Source organism: Gemmatimonadota bacterium (assembly GCA_016714015.1).
In the GTDB taxonomy this organism is placed as follows: Bacteria; Gemmatimonadota; Gemmatimonadetes; order Gemmatimonadales; family Gemmatimonadaceae; genus Pseudogemmatithrix.
In genome coordinates, this window is the sequence record JADJNZ010000004.1 from 575,774 (window position 1) to 599,705 (window position 23,932).

Here is a 23,932-nt window from a genome sequence, read left to right on the forward strand (position 1 = left end):
CAGCGATGAACGGGTACAACTTCACGGAGCGGGTGCGGAAGGTCCTGGCGATGGCGCGCGAGGAAGCCGCACGGCTGCATCACGAGTACGTCGGCACCGAGCACATCCTGCTCGGCCTCATCCGCGAGGGCGAGGGGGTGGCGGCCGCGGTGCTGAACAACCTCAGCGTCGACCTCGAGGAGATCCAGCAGAAGATCGAGGACACGGTGAAGAAGGGGAAGGCGGCGCAGGCCTCCGGCCCGGACCTCCCGTACACGTCGCGGGCGAAGAAGGTGCTCGAGCTCGCCATGGGCGAAGCGCGTGAGTTGAACCACTCGTACGTCGGCACGGAGCACCTGCTGCTCGGGCTGCTGCGCGAGGAGAAGGGGATCGCCGCGCAGGTGCTGACGGAGGCGGGGGTGAACCTCGAGGCGGCGCGTGCGGAGACGCTGCGCCTGCTCGGTACCGAGATGCCGCAGGGCGGGACGCCGGCCGCGCCCGGCACTCCGCCCGCGCCGGCGGTCGCGAAGGGCGAGAAGAAGTCCAAGACGCCCGCGCTCGACCATTTCTGCCGTGACCTGACGACACTCGCGTCCGAGGGGCAGCTCGATCCGACGATCGGGCGCTTCAAGGAGATCGAGCGCGTGATGGAGGTGCTCTCGCGCCGGAAGAAGAACAATCCGGTCCTCATCGGCGAGCCTGGCGTGGGCAAGACGGCGATCGTCGAGGGCCTTGCCCAGATGATCGCGAACAACACCTGCCCGGACTCGTTGCGCGACCATCGGGTGCTGTCGCTCGACATGGCGGCGGTGATCGCGGGGACCAAGTACCGCGGCCAGTTCGAGGAGCGGCTCAAGGCGGTGATGAACGAGATCGCGCAGAACAAGCAGATCATCCTCTTCATCGACGAGTTGCACACGCTGGTCGGCGCGGGCGCGGCCGAAGGCGCGATCGACGCGAGCAACATGCTCAAGCCGGCGCTTGCGCGCGGCGAACTGCAGTGCGTCGGTGCCTCGACGCTCAATGAGTACCGCAAGTACATCGAGAAGGACGGGGCGCTCGAGCGCCGCTTCCAGACGGTCGTCGTGGATCCGCCCTCGATCGACGAGACGGTGGAGATCCTGAAGGGCCTGCGCGCGAAGTACGAGGACCACCATCGCGTGACGATCCCGGACGAGACGCTCGCCATCGCGGCGAAGCTCTCCGAGCGCTACATCACCGACCGGTTCCTGCCCGACAAGGCGATCGACGTGATCGACGAGGCGGGGGCGCGAGCGCGGCTCGCGGCACAGGTGCCGCCGCCGGAGGTGGCCGACCTCAAGACGCAGTTGGAGAAGGTGAACGCCGAGAAGGACGCGGCGGTTCGGGACCAGAACTTCGAGCGCGCGGCGGCGCTGCGCGATACGGAGCGCGAGCTCCAGGGCCAGATCCGCGCGCGCCAGGAGGAGTGGGAGCAGAAGCGGCTCTCGCTGCGCCCGGTGCTCGGGGAGGAGGAGATCGCGTTCATCGTCAGCCGCTGGACGGGGATCCCGGTGACGCGACTGCAGGAGGCGGAGACGGCGCGCCTGCTGCGGATGGAGGAGGAGCTCCACACGCAGGTGGTGGCGCAGGAGGACGCGATCAAGGCGATCGCCAAGGCGATCCGCCGCAGCCGCGCCGGGCTCAAGGACCCGCGGCGACCGATCGGCTCGTTCATCTTCTCGGGGCCCACCGGCGTCGGCAAGACCGAACTCGCTCGTGCGCTCGCGAAGTTCCTCTTCGCCGACGCCTCGGCGCTCATCCGCGTGGACATGAGCGAGTACATGGAGAAGTTCTCGGTCTCGCGGCTCATCGGCGCACCGCCGGGGTACGTGGGTTACGAGGACTCGGGCACGCTCACCAAGGCGGTGCGCCGCAAGCCGTACAGCGTGATCCTGCTCGACGAGATCGAGAAGGCGCACCCGGATGTCTTCAACATCCTGCTCCAGGTGCTGGATGAGGGGCACCTGACCGACAACTACGGCCGCGTGATCGACTTCAAGAACACGGTCGTGATCATGACGTCGAACGTCGGCGCCAAGGACATCACGAAGAACCGCACCCTCGGGTTCGGCAACACGCTGGACGTGACGCAGAACTTCGACCGGATCGCGGACAAGGTGAAGGAGGAGTTGCAGCACGCCTTCAACCCCGAGTTCCTGAACCGGTTGGATGATGTGATCGTGTTCCACCCGCTCGACCGCCAGCACATCGCGCAGATCGTCTCGATCCTGCTGAAGGACGTGCAGAAGCGGCTGGGTGACGAAGAGCTGACGCTGCGGCTGACCGACCCGGCCGTGGACTTCCTGGTGAAGCACGGGTATGACGTGAGTTACGGCGCGCGGCCCCTCAAGCGGGCCATCCAGCGCTGGATCGAGGACCCCCTCTCGGAGAAGATCCTCCTCGCGGAGTTCAGCCGCGGCGATGAGATCACGGTGGACGTCGCAGCGGACGGCGCCAAGCTCGAGTTCCGGGTCCCGGCCAGCTCCCCCAAGGCCTGAGCCGCGCGTAGACCCTCCCTGCGGCCACCGGGGCCGGACTGAACCGTCCGGCCCCGACCGTGTATATTCCAAGGATGCTTCGACTTCCGAGCCTCGCGCTCGCCGCCCTCGTGGTGGCCGCGCCCCTGGCCGCGCAGGACCAATCCGGCATCACGGGCCGCTGCCTCACCCCGGACTCGCTCGACGTCCGGGGGCAGGTGCGCGTCTCCCGTGAGGCCATCGTCGCGTCCTCCGGGATCGTGACGGGAACCACCTTGAACTTCCCCTCCATCCAGCGGGCGATCCGCGACCTGTTCGCGACGGGGGATTTCGACGAGGTCGACATCACGTGCGATGTCGTCGGGCCGACCGGCGCGACCCTCGTCATCGGGGTGAAGGAGCGCCCCCTGCTGGCCTCGGTGGACGTGCAGGGGCCGCAGCGGATCAGCAACCGGTCCGTGCAGGACCGTGTGGAACTGCTCCTTGGCCGTCCGGTGGACCCGGCCAAGGTCGCCCTCGCGATGAAGCGCATTGACTCGCTCTATCAGGCGAACGGCTACTATCTGGCGCGCGTGACGCCGGAGACCACCGTCGTCGCGGACCGGATCGGGATCGTCTTCCGCGTGGACGAGGGGCGGCGCCTTGCCATCTCCGGCATCCGGGTCGAGGGCAACCGCGCGGTCTCGGACGGACAGGTGGTCGGAGCGATGAAGACCCGCCCCGAGGGATTCCTCTTCTTCCGGAAGGGGGAGTTCGACGAGGACAAGTACGCGACCGACCTCGGCGAGCGGATCCCGAAGCTCTTCGCCGAGCGCGGCTACGTCGACTTCCAGCTCGATCGCGACACCCTGATGGTGGATCGCGAGCGCGGAAAGGCCATGATCCAGCTCGACATCCGCGAGGGGGAGCAGTACCGGGTGAAGCAGTTCGAGGTGGTGGGGAACCGTCGCTTCACCAGCGAGCAGATCGCGGCGCTCTATCCGTTCACCGATCGCGCGCCCTCGCTCACCGAGCGTGCGCAGGCGCTCGTGAAGCGCCGGCCGCCGGCGACCAACGTGTTCGACCGGACCCGCTGGGAGGAGGCGACCCAGGCGGTCAGCACGCTCTACAACAACGAAGGCTACATCTACGCGCAGATCCGCCCGGTGGTCGAGCGCGATCCCACCGACTCGGCCGGATACGTGCGGCTCCGCTGGGACATCGTCGAGAACACGCCGGCGATCATCAATCGGGTCGAGATCCTCGGGAACGACTACACGGTCGAGAACTGCATCCGCGACCAGCTCGTCATCATCCCGGGCGACGTCTTCAACCAGGAGCGGATGATCCGCAGCTGGCGCAGTATCTCGAATCTCGGCTTCTTCGAGAGCCCGTTGCCGTTCCCCGACGTCCGTCCGGCGAACGAGGCTGGCGACGTCGACATCATCTTCCGCGTGAAGGAGAAGCGGACGGGCAACGTGAACTTCGGCGCGTCGGTCGGGCAGGGGACGGGGCTCGGCGGCTTCATCGGCCTCGAGCAGCCGAACCTGTTCGGCAAGTGCAAGCGCGGGTCGCTGCAGTGGCAGTTCGGGCAGTTCATCAACGACTTCAACGCCTCGTACACCGACCCGCAGGTGCGCGGGTCTCTGATCTCGACGCAGGTGACGGGCTATCGCTCGCAGGCACGATTCCGCATCGCGGACCTCGGACGCACGACGCGCACCGGCGGCAATGTGCGGGTGGGGTTCCCGTTCCCGCAGAGCCGCTTCACGCGCGTCTTCGTCTCCTACGGCATGGAGGCGGTGCGATACGGGCAGGACGGTCTGCTCGGCACCATCTCGACCAACTCATGCGCCGGTTGCATCCGCAGCACGGTCGGCCTCGACGTGAGCCGCGACACGCGCCTCGATATGCCCTTCGCGACCGAGGGCCAGCTGCAGAGCCTGAGTGCGCAGTTCAACGGCGGACCGCTGGGCGGCTCGGCGACCTATCAGCGCTACACCTCGGAGTTCCGCTCGTACACCGTGCTGGCGCGCCTCGGCGGCAAGAAGCCGGGTTCGCAGCCGCTGCGCCTGACCTTCGGACTCACGTCGCGGGCCGGCGCGGTCTTCGGCGACCCCGGGGACTTCTTCTGGTCGCAGCAGTTCTCGCTCGGCGGTGTGCAGTTCGGCGAGATGCTGCGCGGCTACCCCGAGTTCTCGATCACGCCGACGGGGTATCTCGCCGGCACCGGGACTTTCAACGCGCAACGCGCGTCGTTCGGCAATGCCTTCTTCGCGTCGACGGCGGAGGTGGGCCTGCGGTTCAACCAGTCGGTGTACGTGAATGTGTTCTACGATGCGGGCAACCTCTGGGCGCGCGCGCGGGACTTCGATCCCACGCGCCTGTTCCGCGGTTCCGGCATCGGTGTGTCCACCGTCACGCCGCTCGGTCCACTGGGGATCGACTACGCGTACGGTTTCGATCGCCGCGACGTGAACGGCCTGCCGGCTCCCCGGTGGCAGCTGCACTTCCGGCTTGGCCAGATCTTCTAATCCCTCGGAGCACCACATGAACGTCCGTTCGCGCGGCATCCTTGCCGCCCTCGTCGTCCTCGTCGCCGCCGCGCCGCTCTCGGCCCAGGCGCGCTTCGGCTTCGTCGACACGCGCAAGATCCTCCAGGAGATGCCGGCTCGCGCGGCGGTCGAGGCGCGACTGCGCACCGAGATCGAGGCGCTGGGCGCGCGCGAGAAGAAGATGATCGACTCGCTCAACGTCATGGTCGCCGCCTTCGAGAAGGACTCCGCGACGCTGACGCAGGAGGATCGCACGAAGCGCTTCACGGCGCTCCAGGCGTATGACGCCCAGTACCGCGACACGCTCCAGGCGCTCCAGACGGAAGCGCAGGAGAAGCAGGCGGCCGCGATGCAGCCGCTGTTCGACCAGGTGAAGCTGGCGCTCGACGAGGTGCGGGCCGCGGACGGCCTCGCGTTCATCTTCGACATCAGCGCGCAGGGCAACTCCATCGTCGCGATGGACAAGAACCTCGATGTCTCGGACAAGGTGATCGCGCGGCTCCGGACGCAGACGGCGGCCCCGGCGGCGCGCCCGGCCCCCCAGCCCGCCCCGCAGCGTCCCGCGCCGGCGGGTCCGGTCTCGCAGCCGGCAGGGGTCCGCAAGCCGTAACCGGCGCTGCATCGGTCCCCACCCCCGATGTCCGCCGCGCCTCCCGCCGCCCTCCGCCTCGCCGACGTCGCCCGCGCCGTCGGCGGGACGGTCGTCGGTGACGGCGAGGCGCTCGTCGGGGCGATCGCCTCGCTCGACCGGGCCGGGCCGGGCGCGCTGAGCTTCCTCGCCTCGAGCAAGTACGCGGCGCTGTTCACGGACACGCGCGCGACGGCGGTGCTCGTCACGCCGGAGCTCGCCGAGACGCCCTCGGCCTGCGGCAATCGCATCATCGTCGCGCGACCGCAAGAGGCGATCCTCGCGCTCCTGCCCCGTTTCTACAAGATGCCCGCGCGCCCGTTCACCGGCGTGCATCCGACCGCGCTCGTCGACCCGACCGCGAGCGTCGATCCGGATGTCTGCATCGAGCCCTACGTCGTCGTCGGGCCAGGGGCCTCCATCGCCAAGGGCTGCTGGATCGGTCCGCACTGCGTCATCGGCGAGGACGTGACGGTCGGTGCCGATACCCGCCTCGTGAGCCAGGTGACGCTGTATCATGGCGCGCGGATCGGGGCCCGGGTCCTGCTGCATGCCGGTGTGCGCATCGGCAGCGACGGGTTCGGCTTCGTCTTCCACGAGGGCGCGCACCAGAAGCTCCCGCACGTGGGGCGGTGCATCATCGGTGACGACGTGGAGATCGGGGCGAACAGCACGATCGACCGCGGCAGCATCGACGACACCGAGATCGGGGCGGGGAGCAAGCTCGACAACCTCGTCCATGTCGCGCACAACTGCCGGATCGGGCGCCTGTGCCTCTTCGCCGCGGGGGTCGGGATCGCGGGCAGCTCGCGCATCGGCGATGGCGTGATGCTCGCGGGCCAGGTGGGGGTGGCCGGCCACCTCACGATCGGCGACCGGGCGATCATCACGGCGCAGTCGGGCGTGCTCAAGAGCGTGCCCGCGGGCGAGACCTGGGGCGGGTTCCCGTCGCGGCCGCAGCGGGAGACGCTGCGCGGCTACGCGGCGCTGACGAAGCTCCCGGACCTGATCAAGCGGCTCGAGGCGTTGCTGGCGCGCGAGGAGGGCTCGTGAGCGCCCGCCGGACGATCCGCCGTGCGGTGACGGTCTCGGGCGTGGGCCTCCACCTCGGCCGCCCCTGCACGCTCACGTTCGCTCCGGCCGCCTCCGGCACGGGCATCCGCTTCCGCCGCACCGACCTCGCCGGCGCGCCGGAGACGCCCGCCTCGGTGTCGGTGGCGATCGCGGCCGAACGGCGCACGCAGCTCGGCACGGGGGAGGGCGCGCTGCACACGGTCGAGCATGTGCTCGCCGCGGTCGCGGGCCTCGCGATCGACGATCTCGTGATCGAGATGGATGCGGCCGAGCCGCCGATCATGGACGGCTCGGCCGAGCCGTTCCGCCAGGCGCTGCTCGGCGCGGAGCCGTTGGAGCATGCCGGCGAGGCGCCGGTGCTCCGGCTGCGCGAGGCGGTGCGCGTGGTGGATGGGGAATCCGTCTACGTCGCGCACCCGGCGGAGGCGCTGGAGCTCGAGGTGTCGATCGATTTCCCGCATCCGGCGATCGGTGCCCAGCGCGGCCACTGGAAGGTCTCGCCCGACGTCTTCTCGCGCGAACTCGCGCCCGCGCGCACATTCGGGATGCTGAGCTGGGTGGAGGAGCTGCGCGGGAAGGGGCTCATCCAGGGAGCGTCGGCGGAGAACACGATCGTGCTCGATGAGCGCGCGGTGGTGGGTACGACGCTGCGGTGGCCGGACGAGTTCGTCCGGCACAAGGCGATGGATGTGGTGGGCGATCTGGCCCTTGCAGGGATGCGCGTCGCGGCGCGCATCACGGCGACCAAGCCGAGTCACCGCGGAACCGTGACGCTGGTGCGCGAGATGCTCGCGCATGCGTTGCCACAACGATCGGAGGCACGAGTGCTGGGCATCGAGGACATCATGAAGATCCTTCCTCACCGTTATCCGTTCCTGCTGGTGGACCGGATCGTGGAGATGGAGGAGAAGAAGCGGATCGTCGGCATCAAGAACGTGACGATCAACGAACCCTTCTTCCAGGGCCACTTCCCGGGGCATCCGATCATGCCCGGCGTGCTCATCGTCGAGGCGATGGCGCAGGTCGGGGGCGTGCTGCTCATGGGGACGGTCGATGACCCGGAGACGAAGGTCGTCTACTTCATGTCGCTCGACAACGTGAAGTTCCGGAAGCCGGTGAAGCCCGGTGACCAGGTGCGCATCGAGGTCGACATCGTCCAGCTGCGCAACACGGTCTGCCGCATCAAGGGCGTCGCGAAGGTCGACGACGGCGTGGTGTGCGAGGCCGAGATGGCGGCCGTGGTGCGCGACCGATGAGCGCGCGCATCCATCCCACCGCGGTCGTCCACCCGGACGCCCAGCTCGCGGACGACGTCGAGGTCGGGCCGTGGGCGTACGTCGGTCCGCACTGCACGGTCGGTGCGGGCACCGTCATCCAGATGCGCGCGACGCTCGAGGAGCACGTGCACCTCGGGGCGAAGGTGACGGTCGGTGTCGGCAGCGTGCTCGGCGGCCGGCCACAGGACCTCAAGTTCAAGGGCGAGGTCACCACGGTCGAGGTCGGCGAGGGGACGACGATCCGCGAGTACGCGACGATCAACCGGGGCACGAGCGAGTCGTTCAAGACGACGGTCGGGAAGGGGTGCTTCCTGATGTCGTACGTGCACCTCGCACACGACTGCCACATCGGCGACGGCGTGATCATCTCGAACGGGACGCAGCTCGCGGGCCACGTGAAGATCGACGACCGGGCGATCATCTCGGGACTCTGCGCGGTGCACCAGTTCGCGAAGATCGGGCGCCATGCGTTCGTCGGCGGCATGAGCCGCGTGGCGAAGGACATCCCGCCCTACGTGAAGGCCGTCGGTAACCCGGTGAAGCTCTACGGGCTCAACTCGGTCGGCCTCCAGCGCAGCGGCTTCCCCGACCCGGTCGTCTCGGAGCTCAAGAAGGCCTACCGGCTCTTCTTCCGGTCGGACATGAACATCTCGCAGGCGATGGAGAAGGCGACCACGGAACTCAAGGACTTCCCCGAGGTGAAGGCCTTCATCGCCTTCGTCGAGGCGAGCGGCCGGGGGATCGTGATATGAACCAGCCCCTCCGCATCGGCGTGGTGGGCACGGGCAGCCTCGGCTACCACCACGCGCGTATCCTGCGCGAGATCCCGGGCGTGGCGTTCCGGGGATTCTACGAGGCCAACCCGGAGCGCGCGGGCGCCGTGCAGCGCGAACTCGGCGTGCGGGCGTATCCGTCGCTCGACGCGCTGCTCGACGAGGTCGATGCGGTCTCCATCGTCGTGCCGACGTCGAAGCATCACGAGGTCGCGATGGCGGCGCTCGCCAAGGGCAAGCACCTGCTCATCGAGAAGCCGATCACGGTGACGCTCGCCGAGGCCGACGAGCTGCTCGCGCTCGCGGAGCGGAACGGCCTGCGGATCCAGATCGGGCACATCGAGCGGTTCAACCGCGCCATCCGCGCCGCGCTGCCGCACGTGAAGGACCCGCTCTTCATCGACAGCGACCGGCTCGCGCCGTTCAACCCGCGCGGTTCCGATGTCGCCGTCGTGCTCGACCTCATGATCCACGACATCGACCTGGTGCTGACCCTCACCGGCGCGCCGGTGAAGGACGTCTCGGCGGCCGGTCTCGGCGTGCTCACGCCGTCGATCGACATCGCCGATGCGCGCATCACCTTCGCGACGGGTGCCGTGGCGACGATCACGTCGAGCCGTGTCTCGAAGGATCGGATGCGGAAGCTCCGCATCTTCCAGCGGAACGGCTACCTCTCCCTCGATCTCGCCGCCGGCACCGGGGAGATGTACCGCCTGCGCGGCGACGTGGACCTCGCGGTGCTCGCGAAGACCGCGCAGCCGCTCGAGGCGTTCGTCGAGCGAGTCGCGATCGACGCCCCGGAAGGGGAGCCGTTGCGGCTGGAGCTCGAGAGCTTCGTGGCCGCGCTGCGGGGCGAGCAGGAAGTGGCGGTGAGCGGCCGCGCGGGGCGCGATGCGCTCGCCGTCGCGCTCCGGATCGTCGCCGACATCGAGCGGTCCCGCCCCGCGGTGGGCGCGTTGCAGCCCGGCCGCGGTGCGTGAGATCCTGATCCTCGCCGGCGAGGCCTCGGGCGACCTGCACGGGTCGATCCTGGCCGAGCGGCTGCACGGCCTGCGTCCGGATCTCGCGCTCGTCGGAACGGGCGGCACGCGGATGCGCGCCGCCGGCGTGGAGATGCTCGTCGAGCACGAGGGCGTGGTCGGGTTCGTGGAGGTCATCAAGCACATCCCGGCCCATCTGCGTCTGCTGCGCCGGATCAAGGCGCGCCTCGACACCGGTCGGGTCGCGCTCGTGCTGTGCATCGACTATCCGGGCTTCAACATGCGCGTCGCGGCTGCGGCGCACGAGCGCGGCATTCCGGTGCTGTATTACATCACGCCGCAGGTCTGGGCGTGGCGCGCGGGTCGCATGCGGACGATGGCGCGCATCTTCACCAAGGCCGCGGTGATCCTCCCCTTCGAGGAGGCGTTGCTCCGCGGGGCCGGCGTGAACGCGACCTTCGTCGGCCATCCGCTGCTCGACCGGGCGGTCGCGATGCCGTCCCGCGCCTCCGCCCGCGCCTCGCTCGGGCTTCCGGCGGAAGGTGGGGTACTCGCGCTCTTCCCGGGGAGCCGAGCGGAGGAGATCCGGCGGCACCTCGCCGACTTCGTCGCCGTCGCGCGCGAACTGCAGCGACGCCGCCCTGGCCTGCGTGTCGTGCTGAGCGTGGCGCCGACGATCCAGCTGCGGGACGACGAGGTACCGTTCCCGCTCGTCCGGTCGCAGTCGTTCGACGTGCTGCGCGCCGCCGACGTCGCCCTCTGCAAGAGCGGGACGACGACGCTCGAAGCGGCCGTGGCCGGCACGCCCTGCGCCATCGTCTATCGTACCAGTCCCATCTCGTACGCCATCGCGCGGCGACTCGTGCGCATCCCGCACATCGGCCTGCTCAACATCGTCGCCGGCCGCGCGGTGGCACCGGAGTTCGTCCAGGACGCGTTCCAGCCCGTGCCGGTCGCCGATGCGCTCGACCCGCTCTTCGATCCCACGAGCGCGGCGCGCCGCGCGATGGTCGACGGCCTCGCGGAGGTCCGGCGTCGGCTCGGCGAGCCGGGGGCGACGATGCGTGTCGCCGAGATGGCGGCCGGGATGGTGGGATGAGCGACGCGAGAGCCGAGGCGGCGAAGGCCGAGGCGCGCGCCAAGCGGGACGCGCGGAAGGTGCGCTGGGGTCCGCTCATCGGGTTCCCCCTCATCACGATGCTCGGCAACACCTGGCGCGTGCGCGAGGACCGGCACCCGGCCTTCGAGGCGCTCTTCTCCTCAGGCAAGCCGTACATCCTCTCGAGCTGGCACGGGCAGCTCATCACGCACATATGGGCGAACCGCTTTCGCGGCGTCTGCGCGATGGTGAGCCAGCACGGTGACGGCGAGATCATCACGCGCATCATGCAGCGGTGGGGGTACCGGCATGTGCGCGGGTCGAGCTCGCGCGGGGGCAAGGAGGCGCTCATCGCGATGATCCGTGAGCTGGAGCAGGGCAGCGCCTTCGCGCTGACCCCGGACGGCCCGCGTGGGCCGGCGGGGATCCCCCAGAGCGGCATCCTGATCGCGTCGCAGCGGTCCGGGGTTCCCATCATCCCCATGCGCACGGAGAGCTCGCGCGCGTGGCACTTCCGAAGCTGGGACCGCTTCCAGCTCCCCAAGCCATTCGCGCGCGTGCGGGTGATCTACGGCGAGCCTTGGGTGGCGACAGGGACCGACGAGGCGGCCAAGCAGGAGCTGATCGCGCGCATGGGCCCGGCGCCGGCGCCGCCGACCGGGGCCCCGTGAGCCACGCGGTCGAGCGCATCTGGGCGCGCGATGGGCTCGGCGCGCGCGCGCTGCTGCCCTTGGCTTGGCTCTACGGCGCGGTGACGGCGATCCGGAACCTGGCGTACGACCATGGCGTGTTCAGGGCACACGCGCTGGGATTGCCGTCCATCAGCATCGGCAACCTGACGGTCGGCGGCACGGGCAAGACGCCGGTCGCCTCGTGGGTCGCGCAGCGGCTCCTCGCGCGCGGGCTGCGTCCCGCCATCGTGCTACGCGGCTATGGGAACGACGAGCCGCTGGTGCACGCCCGGCTCACACCGGGCGCGGTGGTCGTGGTCGACCCCGACCGCGTGCGTGGCGCCGCGACGGCGCGTGCGCAGGGGGCGCAGGTGCTGGTGCTCGACGACGCCTTCCAGCACCGACGGGCTCGGCGCGACGTGGACCTCGTGCTCGTCGCGGCGGAGCAGGGCGGGCCGACGCGCCTGCTCCCTGCGGGCCCGTCCCGCGAGGGGCCCCGGTCGCTACGGCGCGCGCAGGCCGTCGTCGTGACGCGGAAGACCGCTGACCTCGCGACCGCGGAGTCGGTGCTGCGCGTGCATGTGCGCGAGGCCCCGGCGGCGGTCCAGGCGGTGGTCGCACTCGCGCCGGACGGCCTCGTGCGCGTCGCCGGTGCGGGGTTCGCCGGAGCGGATGACGCGCCGGCGGTGCTCCCCTTGGGCGCCCTCGACGGCGCGCGCGTGCTCGCGATCTCGGCCATCGGCGCGCCGGCGGCGTTCGAGGCTCAGATGGTCGCACTCGGCGCCCGCGTCACCTCGGCCGATTTCGACGACCACCACGCGTTCACCGCGGCCGATGTGACGGGGCTCACGTCCCGCGCGGCGGGGCAGGACCTGCTCGTCTGCACGCTCAAGGACGCCGTCAAGCTGGCCCCGCGCTGGCCTCGCGGCGGTGTGGCGTTGTGGTATCTTTCCCAAGCGGTCACGGTCGAGCGAGGGGCGGAGGCGCTGGACGCCCTCCTCGAGCGGCTGGTGACCGCGTCTCGTTCCTGACCCGGTCCAGCTCCATCGACCCCAATCGCCGGCCCCCCGCCGGTTCAGTGCCCGAATCCCATGGCAGACCTCCGCCTTCCGACCAACCAGATCGTCCGTCCCGACAAGGACCGTTTCCTCAACGAGGAGAACCCCTTCGAGGCGATGATGTCGCGCCTCGACCGGGCCGCCTCGCTGCTCGACCTCGAGCCGGGCATCTACAAGGTCCTGCGCAGCCCCGAGAAGGAGATCACCGTGTCGATCCCGGTGATGATGGACAACGGCGAGGTGGAGGTCTTCACCGGCATCCGTGTCCTGCACAACACGTCGCGTGGCCCGGCCAAGGGCGGCATCCGCTTCGACATGAACGTCACGCTGGACGAGGTGAAGGCGCTCGCCGCGTGGATGACCTGGAAGTGCGCGGTGGTGAACATCCCGTTCGGCGGGGCGAAGGGCGGCGTGATCTGCGACCCGCTCAAGATGTCGGTCGGCGAGCTCGAGCGCGTGACGCGCCGCTACACGTCGGGCATCATCCAGACGCTGGGTCCCGACTCGGACGTGCCGGCGCCGGACGTCAACACGAACGAGCGCGTGATGGCGTGGCTCATGGACACCTACTCGATGCATGTCGGTCACACGGTCAACGCCGTGACGACGGGCAAGCCGGTGGAGATGGGCGGGTCACTCGGGCGGCGCGAGGCCACGGGCCGCGGCGTGATGTTCTGCGTCCTCCAGTCGCTCGAGCACCTCAAGATGGACGTGAAGGGCGCGACCGTCGCGGTGCAGGGCTTCGGGAACGTCGGCTCCATCGGCGCGCAGCTGATCCAGCAGGCGGGTTGCAAGATCGTCGCGATCAGCGACCGCACCGGCGGGTGGCACGACCCGAAGGGCTTCGATGTCGACGACGCCATGGCGTACGTCAAGAAGAACAAGACGCTCGACGGCTACAACAAGGGCACGGCCATCACGAACGAGCAACTCCTCGAGCTCGAGGTGGACGTGCTCGTGCCGGCCGCGCTCGAGAACGTGATCACGTCGAAGAACGCCAAGAACATCAAGGCGAAGGTGATCTGCGAGGGCGCCAACGGCCCCACGACGGCGGCCGCCGACGCGATCCTCGACGAGAAGGGCATCTTCGTCGTGCCGGACATCCTCGCGAACGCGGGCGGCGTCACGGTCAGCTACTTCGAGTGGGTGCAGAACCGGGGCGGCTACTACTGGACCGAGCAGGTGGTGAACGACCGCCTGCGCGACATCATGGTGAACAGCTTCCGCGACGTGCTCAAGCTCTCGATGCAGCACAAGGTGAACATGCGGACCGCGGCATACATGGTCGCGATCAGTCGCGTCGCGACGGTGCACCGCCTGCGCGGCATCTATGCGTGATGCGGGCGTCGCCCCGCGCATGACGGGGCGGCGGTGAAGGTCTGGCTGGCCGCCGTCGGGAAGCCGCGCGATGCGGCGCTGGCGGCGGCCATTCGCGAGTACGAGACCCGGGCGGCGCGCTATTGGCCGCTCGAGGTGGTGGAAGTGAAGGAGGAGTCGGCCCGCACGGCGAGCGAGGCCGTGGTGATGCGGAAGGAGGGGGAACGCCTGCTCGAGCGGCTCCCGAACACCGCGCGCCTCGTGCTCTGCGACCCGGGCGGGGAGACGATGGACTCCCGCGCCTTCGCCGCGATGCTCCGGCAGCAGCGCGAGCGGGCGCAGGACGTGGCGTTCGTGATCGGCGGCGCGCATGGGCTGGGCGACGTCGTGCGCGCGCGGCCCCATCGCCGGCTCGCGATCGCCCCCTGGACGCTCCCGCACGAACTGGCGCGCCTCGTGCTCGCCGAACAGCTCTACCGCGCCGGCACCATCGGCCGGAACGAACCCTACCACAAGTGACGCGCCCACCCGTGCTGTCCTGCTCCTGCCTCCGCCTGGCGCGCCGCGCCGAGTCCTGTCGATGAGCGCGCCGCGCGTCGTCACCGAGTCGCTGGGCGGCGGACCGCTCTCGCGCGCCGCGCAGGACGGCCAGGCGCCGCGCGAGTGGTACCGGGAGCGCCCCGAGGCGCAGACGCGTGGAAGGAGCACGCGGAGCAGGTCCGCGGCGAGTTCGCCGCCAGCCGGTGGCTGGCCGGGTTGCGGCCCGCCTTCGACGCGTCGGGCGCGGCGGCCGAGCGGCTCGAACGTGTCGCCGCGGCGAACGGGATCGTCGTCACCACCGGCCAGCAGCCCGGCCTCTTCGGCGGCCCCACCTATACGCTGCTCAAGGCCTTCAGTGCGCTCGCGCTCGCCGACCGCATCGAGCGCGAGACAGGGATCCCGACGGCGCCGGTGTTCTGGGCCGCGACCGATGACGCCGACTTCGCCGAAGCCTCCTGGACCGCCATCGCGGAGGACGGCGTCGTGAAGCGGCTCTCGGTCCAGCGGGCGGGCAAGGACGGACTCGTCATGGCCGAGATGCCCATAGGCGACACGTCTGAGCAGTACGCGGCACTGGTCGCCGCGGCGGGCTCGGCGCCGCACGCCGGTGTGCTCGAGGCGCTCAAGGCCGCGTACGACCCGGAGGCGACCGTCGGGTCGGCGTACGTGCGGTTCCTGCGCGCCCTGCTCGAACCGCACGGCATCGCCGTGCTCGATGCGTGGCATCCGGCGACGCGGGCCGCGGCGCGACCCACGCTCGTGCAGGCGCTGCGCCGCGCGCCGGTCGTGGACGAGGCCCTCGCGCTCCGCACCGTGGCCATCGAACGCGCCGGCTTCCGCGCGCAGGTCGCGCGCGTGCCGCGCCTCTCCCTCGTCTTCCGCGGCGTCGTGGGCGTGAAGGAGCGCGTGCCGATCCTGCAGGCGACCGACGTCGCCGACCGCGCCGACGCCGTCCTCTCGCCCAATGTGCTGCTCCGCCCCATCGTCGAACGGCGCATCCTCCCCACGGTCGCCTATGTGGCCGGGCCCGGCGAGATCGCGTACTTCGCGCAGGTGGGCGCCGTCGCCGAGGCGCTCGGCACCGCGGTGCCGCTCGTCGTCCCGCGCTGGGCCGCGACGATCGTCGAGCCCGCCGTCGACCGGCGGCTCGGTCGCCTCGGGATGGTGATCGAGGACGTGCGCGCCCCGCACGACGCGGAGCGGCGGTTGGGCGACCGGGCCGTGCCGGCGGACATCCGTGCCGGGCTCGAAGGGCTGCGCGAGGATCTCGCGAAACGCCTCGGCGCGCTGCGCGAGTCATCCGCCGCGATCGACGATCTCGTGCCCGAGCGCGTGATCGAGGGCGCGCGGCACCAGCTCCTCCATCGCGTCGATCGGCTGGAGCGCCGCTTGCGGGCCGCCGCGCGCGCCCGGCAGACCGAGGCGGTGCAGGACCTCGCCGCCGTCCGCGCCGCGCTCATGCCCGAGGGGCAGCGTCAGGAGCGCCGCCTCAACCCGGTGCCGATGCTCGCACGACATGGCGACCTGCTCGTCGCGCAGCTCAAGGCGGGCGCCGCGATGCACGCGGGGACGCTGGTCGGCGCGTGAGCCGCCCGTGAGCACCTGGGGCGGCGCCCGCCTGATCGCCGCGGGGATCCTGCTCAGCCGCATCTTCGGGCTCGTGCGCCAGAAGGTGTTGGCGTTCTTCCTTGGCGACGGGATGGCGGCCGACGTGCTCACCGCCGCCTTCCGCATCCCGAACTTCCTGCAGAACCTGTTCGGTGAAGGCGTGCTCTCGGCGTCGTTCATCCCGGTCTACTCACGGCTCCTCGCCGACGGGAAGCGCGAGGAGGCGGGGCGCGTCGCCGGCGCGGTCTTCGCACTGCTCGCGCTCACGACCGCCGTGCTCGTCCTCGGCGGCATGGCGGCGACGCCGCTGCTCGTCGACCTGATCGCGCCGGGCTTCGCCGGCGATGCTCGCGCCCTCGCGGTGCGGCTCGTCCGCCTGATCTTCCCCGGTGTGGGCATGCTCGTGCTCTCCGCCTGGTGCCTCGGCGTGCTCAACTCGCACCGCCGCTTCTTCCTGTCGTACGCGTCGCCGGTGCTGTTCAACCTCACGGTGATCGTCGCGCTGCTCGCGCAGGGGAACGGGGAGACGGCCGACCGCATCGCGTGGATCGCGGCGGTGGCGAGCGTCGCGGGGAGCGCGCTGCAGTTCGCGGTCCAGCTGCCGCTCGTGCTTCGAAGCGAGCCAGGGCTGCGCTTCACGCCCGACCTCTCGTCGCCGTTGGTGCGCAGCGTGGCGACACGGTTCGGCACGGTCGTGTTCGGCCGCGGCGTGGTGCAGGTGAGCGCCTTCGTCGACACCGCGATCGCGTCGTTCATCAGCGTGGGGTCGGTGGCGACGCTCGGGTACGCTCAGGCCATCTCGATGCTGCCCGTTTCGCTCTTCGGCATGTCGGTGTCGGCCGCCGAGCTGCCGGCGATGTCCGGCGAGGTGGGGGACGAGGCGCAGGTCGCCGCGGCGATCCGCACGCGCCTCGACCGCGGGCTCGCGCGGATCGCCTTCTTTGTCGTGCCGTCGGCCGCGGCCTTCCTGCTCATCGGCGACGTGCTCGCCGCGGGGCTGTACCGCGGCGGCGCGTTCACGGTGCAGAGCGGGCTCTGGGTGTGGATGGCGCTCGCGGGGAGCGCGATCGGCCTCGTGGCGGGGACGATGGGGCGGCTCTACTCCTCGGCGAGTTACGCGATGGGCGATGCGACGACCCCGCTGCGCTACGCGCTCATCCGCGTGGTGCTCGGCGCCTGCCTCGGTGCAACGGGAGTCCTGCTCATCACGCGGGCCACCACGCTCGATCCGCGCTACGCGATCTTCGCGCTCACCGCCGGCTCGGGCATCGCCGCCTGGGTGGAGTACCAGCTGCTGCGCCGCGCCATCGGACGGCGGGTGGGCCCGACCGGCGTGCCGGGCCGCCGCTTGGCGACGCTGTGGGCGCTCGCGCTCGTCGCGGGACTCCTCGCATTCGGTACGCGGCTCCCGCTCCAGGCCGAGGGCGTCAATGCGATCGTGCAGGCGACGGCGGCCGTCGCGGTGTTCGGCGCCGCGTACCTCGGCGGGGCCCGGCTCCTCAAGGTGGACGATGCGCGACGCGCCTGAGGCCGTCGTCCTCAAGCTCGCGCACCTGCCCGAGTCGCCAGGGGTCTACCTCTGGATGGACGCGGCAGGGGAGATCCTCTACGTCGGCAAGGCGAAGCGGCTGCGGCCCCGCGTCCGCAGCTACTTCGCGAGCGACCATTGGGACAATCCCAAGACCCAGCGCCTCGTCGAGCGGATCGCCGACGTCGAGACGATCGTGGTGCCCGACGAGGCGCACGCGCTCGTCCTCGAACAGAACCTCATCAAGGAGCACCGGCCCAAGTACAACGTGATGCTGCGGGACGACAAGTCGTACCCGTACATCAAGGTGACGGTGCAGGAACCGTATCCGCGCGTCCTCGTCACCCGGCAGCTCAAGGGCGAGGGGGCCCGCTACTTCGGGCCGTACACCGACGTGGCCGCGATGCGCCGCGCGCTCGATGTGGTGAAGCGCGTCTTCACCGTCCGCTCGTGTCGCTACGACATGCCGCGCGAGATGCCGGATCGTGCCTGTCTCGACCATCACATCGGGCTCTGCAAGGCGCCCTGCATCGGCCTCCAGTCGCAGGCGGAGTATCGCGCGATGATCGACGAGGTGGTCGACTTCCTCGACGGGCGGACCGACGACGTCGTGAAGCGCGTGAAGGCGCGGATGGAGCAGGCGGCCGAGGCGCTCGAGTTCGAGCGCGCGGCGGAGCTGCGCGACGCGATCGCCCGGCTGCAGCGGCTGGAGGAGCCGACCGTGGTGATGGAGGTCGAGGGAGGTGACCGCGATGTGGTCGGGTACGCGCGCGACGGCGATGACGCCGCGGCCACGCTCCTCCGCATCCGCCAGGGGAAGCTCGTCGCACGCGAGCATCGCTTCCTCGAGGGCGTGGAGGGCGAGACCGACGGCAATGTGCTCTCGGCGTACCTCGTCGGCTCGTACCTGAAGGCGCCGGCTCGCGCGCGCGAACTGCTCATCCCCTTCGACTTCGAGGACCGCGAGCTCTTCGAGCAGGCGCTGGCCGGCGAGGCGAAGGTGCTCTACCCGCAGCGCGGCCCCAAGCGCGAGCTGCTCGACCTCGCCGAACAGAACGCCCGGCACCTGTTGGAGGAGTTCAAGCTCGCCGACCAGGAGATCGACCAGCGCGCTGCGGATCCCGTGTACGAGCTCGGCCAGCAGCTCGGGCTCGAGAAGCTCCCGCGCTCGCTCGTCTGCTTCGACAACTCCACGGCGCAGGGCAAGGACAGCGTCGGGAGCATCGTCTGGTTCGAGAACGGCCGGCCGCGTCGCGCGGAGTATCGCACGATGAAGGTGAAGACCGTCGACGAGGCCGCGGGGCCGGATGACTTCCAGTCGATGCGCGAGGTGGTCGGCCGGTACTTCCGTCGCCGACTCGAGGAGCGGAAGCCGCTCCCCGACCTGGTGGTGGTGGACGGCGGGAAGGGGCAGCTCAGCGCCGCCGACGAGGCGCTCCAGGCGCTCGGCCTCGGCGCCTTGCCACTCGTGAGCCTCGCGAAGCGCGAGGAGGAGATCTTCGTGCGCGGTCGCTCGGAGCCACTGCGGCTCTCGAGACGCTCGCCCGCATTGCGGCTCATGCAGCAGGCGCGCGACGAGGCGCACCGCACCGCGGTCGGCTACAACCGGAAGCGCCGCTCCATGCGGACGCTCACGAGCGAGCTCCTCAGCATCCCGGGCGTGGGCCCGAAGAAGCGCAGCATGCTCCTCGCCACCTTCGGCTCGCTCCAGGGCGTGAAGGAGGCGAGTCTCGAGCAGATCGCCGGCGTGGAGGGGTTCAGCGAAACGAGTGCGAAGCGGGTATTGCAGGCACTGGGCGTGCTGCCCGCGACCGGACCGGTCGAGCCGATCCCCCCGGCGGCCACGGAACCGACCTCCGAGTGAGGCGCCCCGCATCGCGTATCAGTCCTTCCTCCTTCATCCTTCAGCCTTCCTCGCCGCATGACCTGGTCGCTCCAGTGTTCCGCCTGCGCCTACACCCAGCCTGACGGCCTCAAGCTCGCGTCGCTCTGCCCCGACTGCGGCCAGCCCCTGCTCGCGCGCTACGCGACCGCGGTGCCGCGCAGCGCGATCACGGGCGACGCGAGCCTCTGGCGCTACCGCGCGGCGCTGCCGCTCGCGGCGCACGAGGCCGCGGTGACGCTGGGCGAGGGGATGACGCCGATGATCGAGCTGCCACATCTCGCGGCCGACGTCGGCGTGCGGCGGCTCTGGGTGAAGGACGAGGGGATCAACCCCACCGCGAGCTTCAAGGCGCGTGGCCTCATGATGGCGGTGACCCGCGCCAAGGCGTTGCGCCTGCCCGGCGTGTGCGTGCCCACGGCCGGGAACGCGGGGATCGCGCTGGCCGCGTACGCCGCCGCGGCCGGGATTCCCTGTCGCATCTTCGCACCCGAGACCACGCCGCCCCCGATCCTCGGATCGATCCGCGCGTTCGGCGCCGAGCTCGTCCTCGTCGCGGGGCACATCGGCGATGCGGGGAAGGCCACGATGGCCTTCGCGAAGGAGAGCGGCCACTTCAACGTCGCCACCGTGCGCGAGCCGTATCGCGTGGAGGGCATGAAGACGATGGGCTACGAGGTCGCCGAGCAGCTCGGCTGGCGGCTGCCCGACGCGATCGTCTATCCGACCGGCGGCGGCGAGGGGACGATCGGGATCTGGAAGGCGATGGCCGAGATGGTCGCGTGGGGCTGGCTGCCCGCTGACGCACCGCTGCCGCGCATGATCATCGCGCAGGCGTCCGGTTGCGCGCCTCTCGTGCGCGCCTTCCACGCCGGTGAGGGGAAGGCCACGCCGTGGGAGTCCCCCGCGACGCACGCGAGCGGCCTGCGCGTGCCCGGCCCGCTCGGCGACCGCATGACCCTGCGCACGCTCCGCGAGAGCCGCGGCGAGGCCGAGGCGGTGAGCGAGGAGCGGATCCGGCACGGCACGTTCCTGCTCGCGTCGAAGAGCGGCATCGATGCGGCGCCGGAGGGCGGGGCCGCGCTCGAGGCGACCCGTCAGCTCGTCGCGGCCGGACGGCTCTCGAAGGACGCCGAGGTCGTGGTCTTCAACACCGGTTCCGGGGCCAGCTATCGCTGGTGAGCGCGGGCCGCGCCCGACGGAGCGCGGGACTCACGCGCCGTCGGAGAGGAGCCAGGCGGCCGCTTCGGTCTCGTCGGTGAAGATCCGGCAACGCATCAGGTCGCCGGCGAGCAGTTGCAGTTGGCGCGCGATCCCCATCTCGATCGGTCGGGACACGACGACCGCGACCTGCCACCCGCCCGGCGGCGTCTGCGGCGCCATGACCCCGCGGAGCGCCGCGGCGAGGTCGGTGCCGATGAACGTGAGTTCCACGTCGCGGATGTCCGCCAGCGAGCGACCGCAGGCCCGGACGAACGGATCCGCGAGCACGACGCGCCAGTGCGCGGTGAGCTCGTCGATCGCCACGGGACCGGCGTATCGGTCCCGGATGAATCCGTTGTCGTGAGTGTAGCTGGCCGGCATCCGGGCGCTCCGCTTGGTGACACGAACGGTCAAGGATAATAGATTCCCCTACATGACGCGCATCGCCATCCTCGACCCGTTCTCCGGCATCTCGGGCGACATGTTCCTCGGCGCCCTGCTCGACGCGGGCCTCGACGAGGCGTTCATCACCGGGTTGCCGGCGACGCTCGGCCTCGACGGCGTGACGGCGCAGGTGACCCGCGTCCTGCGCGGGCAGATCTCCTGCCGCAAGGTCGACTTCACCATCCCGCCGCAGCCCCACGGGCGGCACCTGAAGCACATCAAGGCCATCGTCGAGGCGACCCCGGCGCCGGAGTCGGTCAAGACGAAGGCGATGCAGGCCTTCACGCTCATCACCGAGTGCGAGGCCGCCATCCACGGCACCACCGTCGAGCGCGTCCACCTGCATGAGGTCGGGAGCGTCGATGCGATCCTCGACATCGTCGGCAGCATCTGGGGACTCGAGCGACTCGGGGTCGAAGCCGTGCACTGCGGGACGCTCTCGGTCGGCGACGGGTTCGTGGACACGCAGCACGGGCGCATGGCGGTCCCCACCGCGGCGACGCTGCGGCTGCTCGAAGGGCTCCCGGTCCGCCCGGGTCCGGAGGGCGCGGGCGAGCTCGTCACGCCCACCGGCGCGGCGCTCGTGCGTGTGCTGAGCGTCGGGCCGCCCCCTGCGGAGTACGTCCCGCGCGCGAGCGGGTTCGGGGCGGGGACCAAGGACTTCAAGGACCGCGCGAATGCGCTGCGCATCGTCATCGCCGATCGCGACGATGCCGGCCGCACGGCCCCGGGTACCGCCGCGGAGACGTTGGTGCTGCTCGCGGCTGACATCGACGACGCGACCGGCGAGCAGATCGCGGCGGCCGCGGACGCGCTGCGCGACGCGGGGGCGCTCGACGTGACCGTGCTCACGACCCTCATGAAGAAGGGACGGCCCGGGACGCGGATCGAGGTGCTCGCGGTCCCGGGAGCGGCCGAGGGGTTGGAGCGACTGCTGTTCACCGCGAGCACCACCATCGGCGTGCGGCGGCAGCTCGTCACGCGCCGCGCGTTGCCGCGCACCTTCCGCGACGTGACGGTGCACGGCGAAAGCATCCGGGTGAAGGTCGTGACCCTCCCCGACGGTACGACCCGGTCGAAGCCCGAGTTCGACGATGTGCAGCGCGTCGCGGCAGCGACCGCCCGCACGGTCCTGGAGATCGCCGACGCGGCGTGGCGTGCAGCCGGAGCCTGAGGCCCGGCCCGTCCTGATCCCGGGCCGCTTCATCGCGGCCCTCGTGCTCGCGCGGATCCTGCTTCCGCTCGTCCTGCTCGCGCCGCCCTGGGATTTCCACCGCGACGAGTTGCTCTACTTCGCGATGGGCGACCATCTCGAGTGGCGGATGCAATTCCCGCCCTTCATCGCGGCCGTGGCGCGCGCCTCGTCGGCGCTCCTCGGCGACACCGTCTGGGCCGCCCGCGTGCCGGCGGCGCTCGGCGGGGGTGCGCTCACCCTCGTGGTCCTCCTGCTCGTGCGTCGGCTCGGCGGCGGGCGCTACGCCGCGCTCACGGCATGGTTGGGTCTCATTGCAGCGCCCGTCTTCGTTCGGCCGAGCGTCCTCTTCCAACCGGTGATCTTCGACCAGCTGTGGACCGCCATCGCGGTCGCGGCGCTCGCCCTCGCCGCGCGCGACGCCAAACCGCAGCGATGGGTCTGGGTCGGTGTGGCGCTCGGTCTCGGCCTGCTCACCAAGGCATCGGCGGTGATGTACGGCGCGGTCATCCTCGGCGTCACGCTCCTGCACCCGCGGCTTCGTGGCCAGCTCGGGACCCGCTGGCCCTGGATCGCCGCCGCGACAGCGCTCGTGATCGGTGCCCCCTCGGTGCTGGGGCAAGTGCGATACGGCTGGCCGTTCCTCGCGCAGCTCCGGGTCCTCGAGGAAGGACAGCTCCAGCACACCTCGACCCTGGGCACGATCGGTGGGCAGGGCTTGCTGCTCGGGGCGGCGACCCTGCTCGCGGTCGCGGCTCTCTGGGCCGCCGGACGCAGCGCGTTCACCGGACGCGACGAGGGGAGCGCCGAGCTGCAGACCGAAGGGCTTGGCGTCGCATCGCAGGTGGCCGCGCTCTTCGCCCTCGGACTGCTCGCGACCGTGCTCTGGCGGGAAGGGAAGGACTACTACGCGGCACCGGGGCATCCCGCGCTGCTCGCGGTCGGCGCGGTCTGGCTCACCGAGCGACTCGGCCGCGTCGGCCGCGCGGGCCTCCTGCTCGGTCTGGGCGCAGGGGCCCTCATCCTCCTGCCGTTGGGCATCCCGCTGCTTCGCCCCGAGACGATGGCGCGCTACAGCGCGTGGATCGGTGCGGGGAACCGGACGAACCAGGGCGGCACCCTCGCCCTCCCGCAGGACTACGCCGACATGCTCGGCTGGCATGCAGAGGCGGAGGCGGTCGCCGAGGTCTATCGCGGCCTCTCCCCGGCCGACCAGCTCGTGGCGACGATCGCCGGCGGCAACTACGGACAGACCGGGGCGCTCGCGATCTACCGGCACCGGTTCCACTTGCCGTACCCGGTCAGCTCGTCGGGCGACTTCCACGCGTGGGGTGCGGGAGAGCGGCGCGGCGACGTGCTGATCGTGGCCGCCTCCCCCGACGCCCGCCCGGACCTCGAACGGCTCTATGCGGAGGTGGAGGTCGTGCGCCGGCTCACCGACGAACGCCGCGTCTTCGAAGAGCGGGAAGTGCACATCTTCCTCTGCCGTCGTCCGCGCGCGCCGCTCGCGGAGGTGTGGCCGTCCATCGGTCCGGAATGGGATTGAGAGTCGCGTGAACGAGACGGTGCAAGTGTCTGTCCTGCATTGTGTTCGGTTCGCCCGTCTGATACATTGAATGAGCCGCGCGTCGCGGCCTTTTTTTGTCC

Annotated in this window: 19 protein-coding genes; 18 read left to right on the forward strand and 1 reads right to left on the reverse strand. The window is 70.8% G+C overall.

Features of this window, described 5'->3' with window-relative positions:
- Positions 1-5 precede the first annotated feature (5 nt).
- The 16 genes from IPJ78_09785 (at position 6) to IPJ78_09860 (ending at position 20,628) form a co-directional block, all read left to right on the forward strand.
- A complete protein-coding gene (locus tag IPJ78_09785; GenBank protein ID MBK7906839.1) occupies positions 6-2,498 on the forward strand; it encodes an ATP-dependent Clp protease ATP-binding subunit in 2,493 nt (830 codons plus the stop codon).
- A 74-nt stretch (positions 2,499-2,572) separates the two neighbouring features.
- The gene (gene bamA, locus IPJ78_09790) at positions 2,573-4,990 is read left to right on the forward strand and encodes an outer membrane protein assembly factor BamA (protein MBK7906840.1); all 2,418 of its coding nucleotides are present in this window, start codon (positions 2,573-2,575) and stop codon (positions 4,988-4,990) included.
- Positions 4,991-5,006: 16 nt separating this feature from the next.
- Positions 5,007-5,621 carry an OmpH family outer membrane protein gene (locus tag IPJ78_09795; protein MBK7906841.1) on the forward strand — a complete coding sequence of 205 codons (615 nt, stop codon included), beginning with the start codon at positions 5,007-5,009 and terminating at the stop codon, positions 5,619-5,621.
- 27 nt (positions 5,622-5,648) lie between these two features.
- The gene (lpxD, locus tag IPJ78_09800; GenBank protein MBK7906842.1) at positions 5,649-6,692 is read left to right on the forward strand and encodes a UDP-3-O-(3-hydroxymyristoyl)glucosamine N-acyltransferase; all 1,044 of its coding nucleotides are present in this window, start codon (positions 5,649-5,651) and stop codon (positions 6,690-6,692) included.
- A complete protein-coding gene (locus IPJ78_09805) occupies positions 6,689-7,969 on the forward strand; it encodes a bifunctional UDP-3-O-[3-hydroxymyristoyl] N-acetylglucosamine deacetylase/3-hydroxyacyl-ACP dehydratase (protein ID MBK7906843.1) in 1,281 nt (426 codons plus the stop codon). Before lpxD ends, IPJ78_09805 begins: the two co-directional genes overlap by 4 nt.
- Positions 7,966-8,742 (forward strand): acyl-ACP--UDP-N-acetylglucosamine O-acyltransferase, encoded by a 777-nt coding sequence (gene lpxA, locus IPJ78_09810; GenBank protein ID MBK7906844.1) that lies wholly within the window; start codon positions 7,966-7,968, stop codon positions 8,740-8,742. The genes IPJ78_09805 and lpxA overlap by 4 nt, the downstream gene beginning before the upstream one ends.
- On the forward strand, positions 8,739-9,743 hold the full coding sequence (locus tag IPJ78_09815; protein MBK7906845.1) for a Gfo/Idh/MocA family oxidoreductase: 1,005 nt from the start codon (positions 8,739-8,741) through the stop codon (positions 9,741-9,743). Before lpxA ends, IPJ78_09815 begins: the two co-directional genes overlap by 4 nt.
- Positions 9,736-10,842 carry a lipid-A-disaccharide synthase gene (gene lpxB, locus IPJ78_09820; GenBank protein ID MBK7906846.1) on the forward strand — a complete coding sequence of 369 codons (1,107 nt, stop codon included), beginning with the start codon at positions 9,736-9,738 and terminating at the stop codon, positions 10,840-10,842. Before IPJ78_09815 ends, lpxB begins: the two co-directional genes overlap by 8 nt.
- Positions 10,839-11,513 carry a lysophospholipid acyltransferase family protein gene (locus IPJ78_09825; protein ID MBK7906847.1) on the forward strand — a complete coding sequence of 225 codons (675 nt, stop codon included), beginning with the start codon at positions 10,839-10,841 and terminating at the stop codon, positions 11,511-11,513. The genes lpxB and IPJ78_09825 overlap by 4 nt, the downstream gene beginning before the upstream one ends.
- Positions 11,510-12,544 (forward strand): tetraacyldisaccharide 4'-kinase, encoded by a 1,035-nt coding sequence (gene lpxK, locus IPJ78_09830; GenBank protein MBK7906848.1) that lies wholly within the window; start codon positions 11,510-11,512, stop codon positions 12,542-12,544. Before IPJ78_09825 ends, lpxK begins: the two co-directional genes overlap by 4 nt.
- A 60-nt stretch (positions 12,545-12,604) precedes the next feature.
- Entirely contained in the window at positions 12,605-13,909 is a 1,305-nt protein-coding gene (locus IPJ78_09835) for a Glu/Leu/Phe/Val dehydrogenase (protein MBK7906849.1), read from the forward strand.
- A 33-nt stretch (positions 13,910-13,942) separates the two neighbouring features.
- A complete protein-coding gene (locus IPJ78_09840; GenBank protein ID MBK7906850.1) occupies positions 13,943-14,407 on the forward strand; it encodes a 23S rRNA (pseudouridine(1915)-N(3))-methyltransferase RlmH in 465 nt (154 codons plus the stop codon).
- Positions 14,408-14,644: 237 nt separating this feature from the next.
- Positions 14,645-16,015: a bacillithiol biosynthesis cysteine-adding enzyme BshC gene (gene bshC, locus IPJ78_09845; protein MBK7906851.1), complete on the forward strand. Its 1,371-nt coding sequence runs from the start codon at positions 14,645-14,647 to the stop codon at positions 16,013-16,015.
- A gap of 7 nt (positions 16,016-16,022) precedes the next feature.
- On the forward strand, positions 16,023-17,564 hold the full coding sequence (gene murJ, locus IPJ78_09850) for a murein biosynthesis integral membrane protein MurJ (protein ID MBK7906852.1): 1,542 nt from the start codon (positions 16,023-16,025) through the stop codon (positions 17,562-17,564).
- Positions 17,548-19,428 carry an excinuclease ABC subunit UvrC gene (uvrC, locus tag IPJ78_09855; GenBank protein MBK7906853.1) on the forward strand — a complete coding sequence of 627 codons (1,881 nt, stop codon included), beginning with the start codon at positions 17,548-17,550 and terminating at the stop codon, positions 19,426-19,428. Before murJ ends, uvrC begins: the two co-directional genes overlap by 17 nt.
- Before the next feature lie 57 nt (positions 19,429-19,485).
- Positions 19,486-20,628 (forward strand): threonine synthase, encoded by a 1,143-nt coding sequence (locus IPJ78_09860; GenBank protein ID MBK7906854.1) that lies wholly within the window; start codon positions 19,486-19,488, stop codon positions 20,626-20,628.
- A gap of 30 nt (positions 20,629-20,658) precedes the next feature.
- Here IPJ78_09860 and IPJ78_09865 read toward each other — a convergent pair whose 3' ends face one another.
- Entirely contained in the window at positions 20,659-21,030 is a 372-nt protein-coding gene (locus tag IPJ78_09865) for a hypothetical protein (GenBank protein ID MBK7906855.1), read from the reverse strand.
- Between the two features lie 52 nt (positions 21,031-21,082).
- Between IPJ78_09865 and larC the strand changes: the two genes are divergently transcribed.
- Positions 21,083-22,267, forward strand: a complete 1,185-nt coding sequence (gene larC / locus IPJ78_09870; GenBank protein ID MBK7906856.1) for a nickel pincer cofactor biosynthesis protein LarC — start codon at positions 21,083-21,085, stop codon at positions 22,265-22,267.
- Entirely contained in the window at positions 22,251-23,831 is a 1,581-nt protein-coding gene (locus IPJ78_09875) for a glycosyltransferase family 39 protein (GenBank protein MBK7906857.1), read from the forward strand. The genes larC and IPJ78_09875 overlap by 17 nt, the downstream gene beginning before the upstream one ends.
- Positions 23,832-23,932 lie beyond the last annotated feature (101 nt).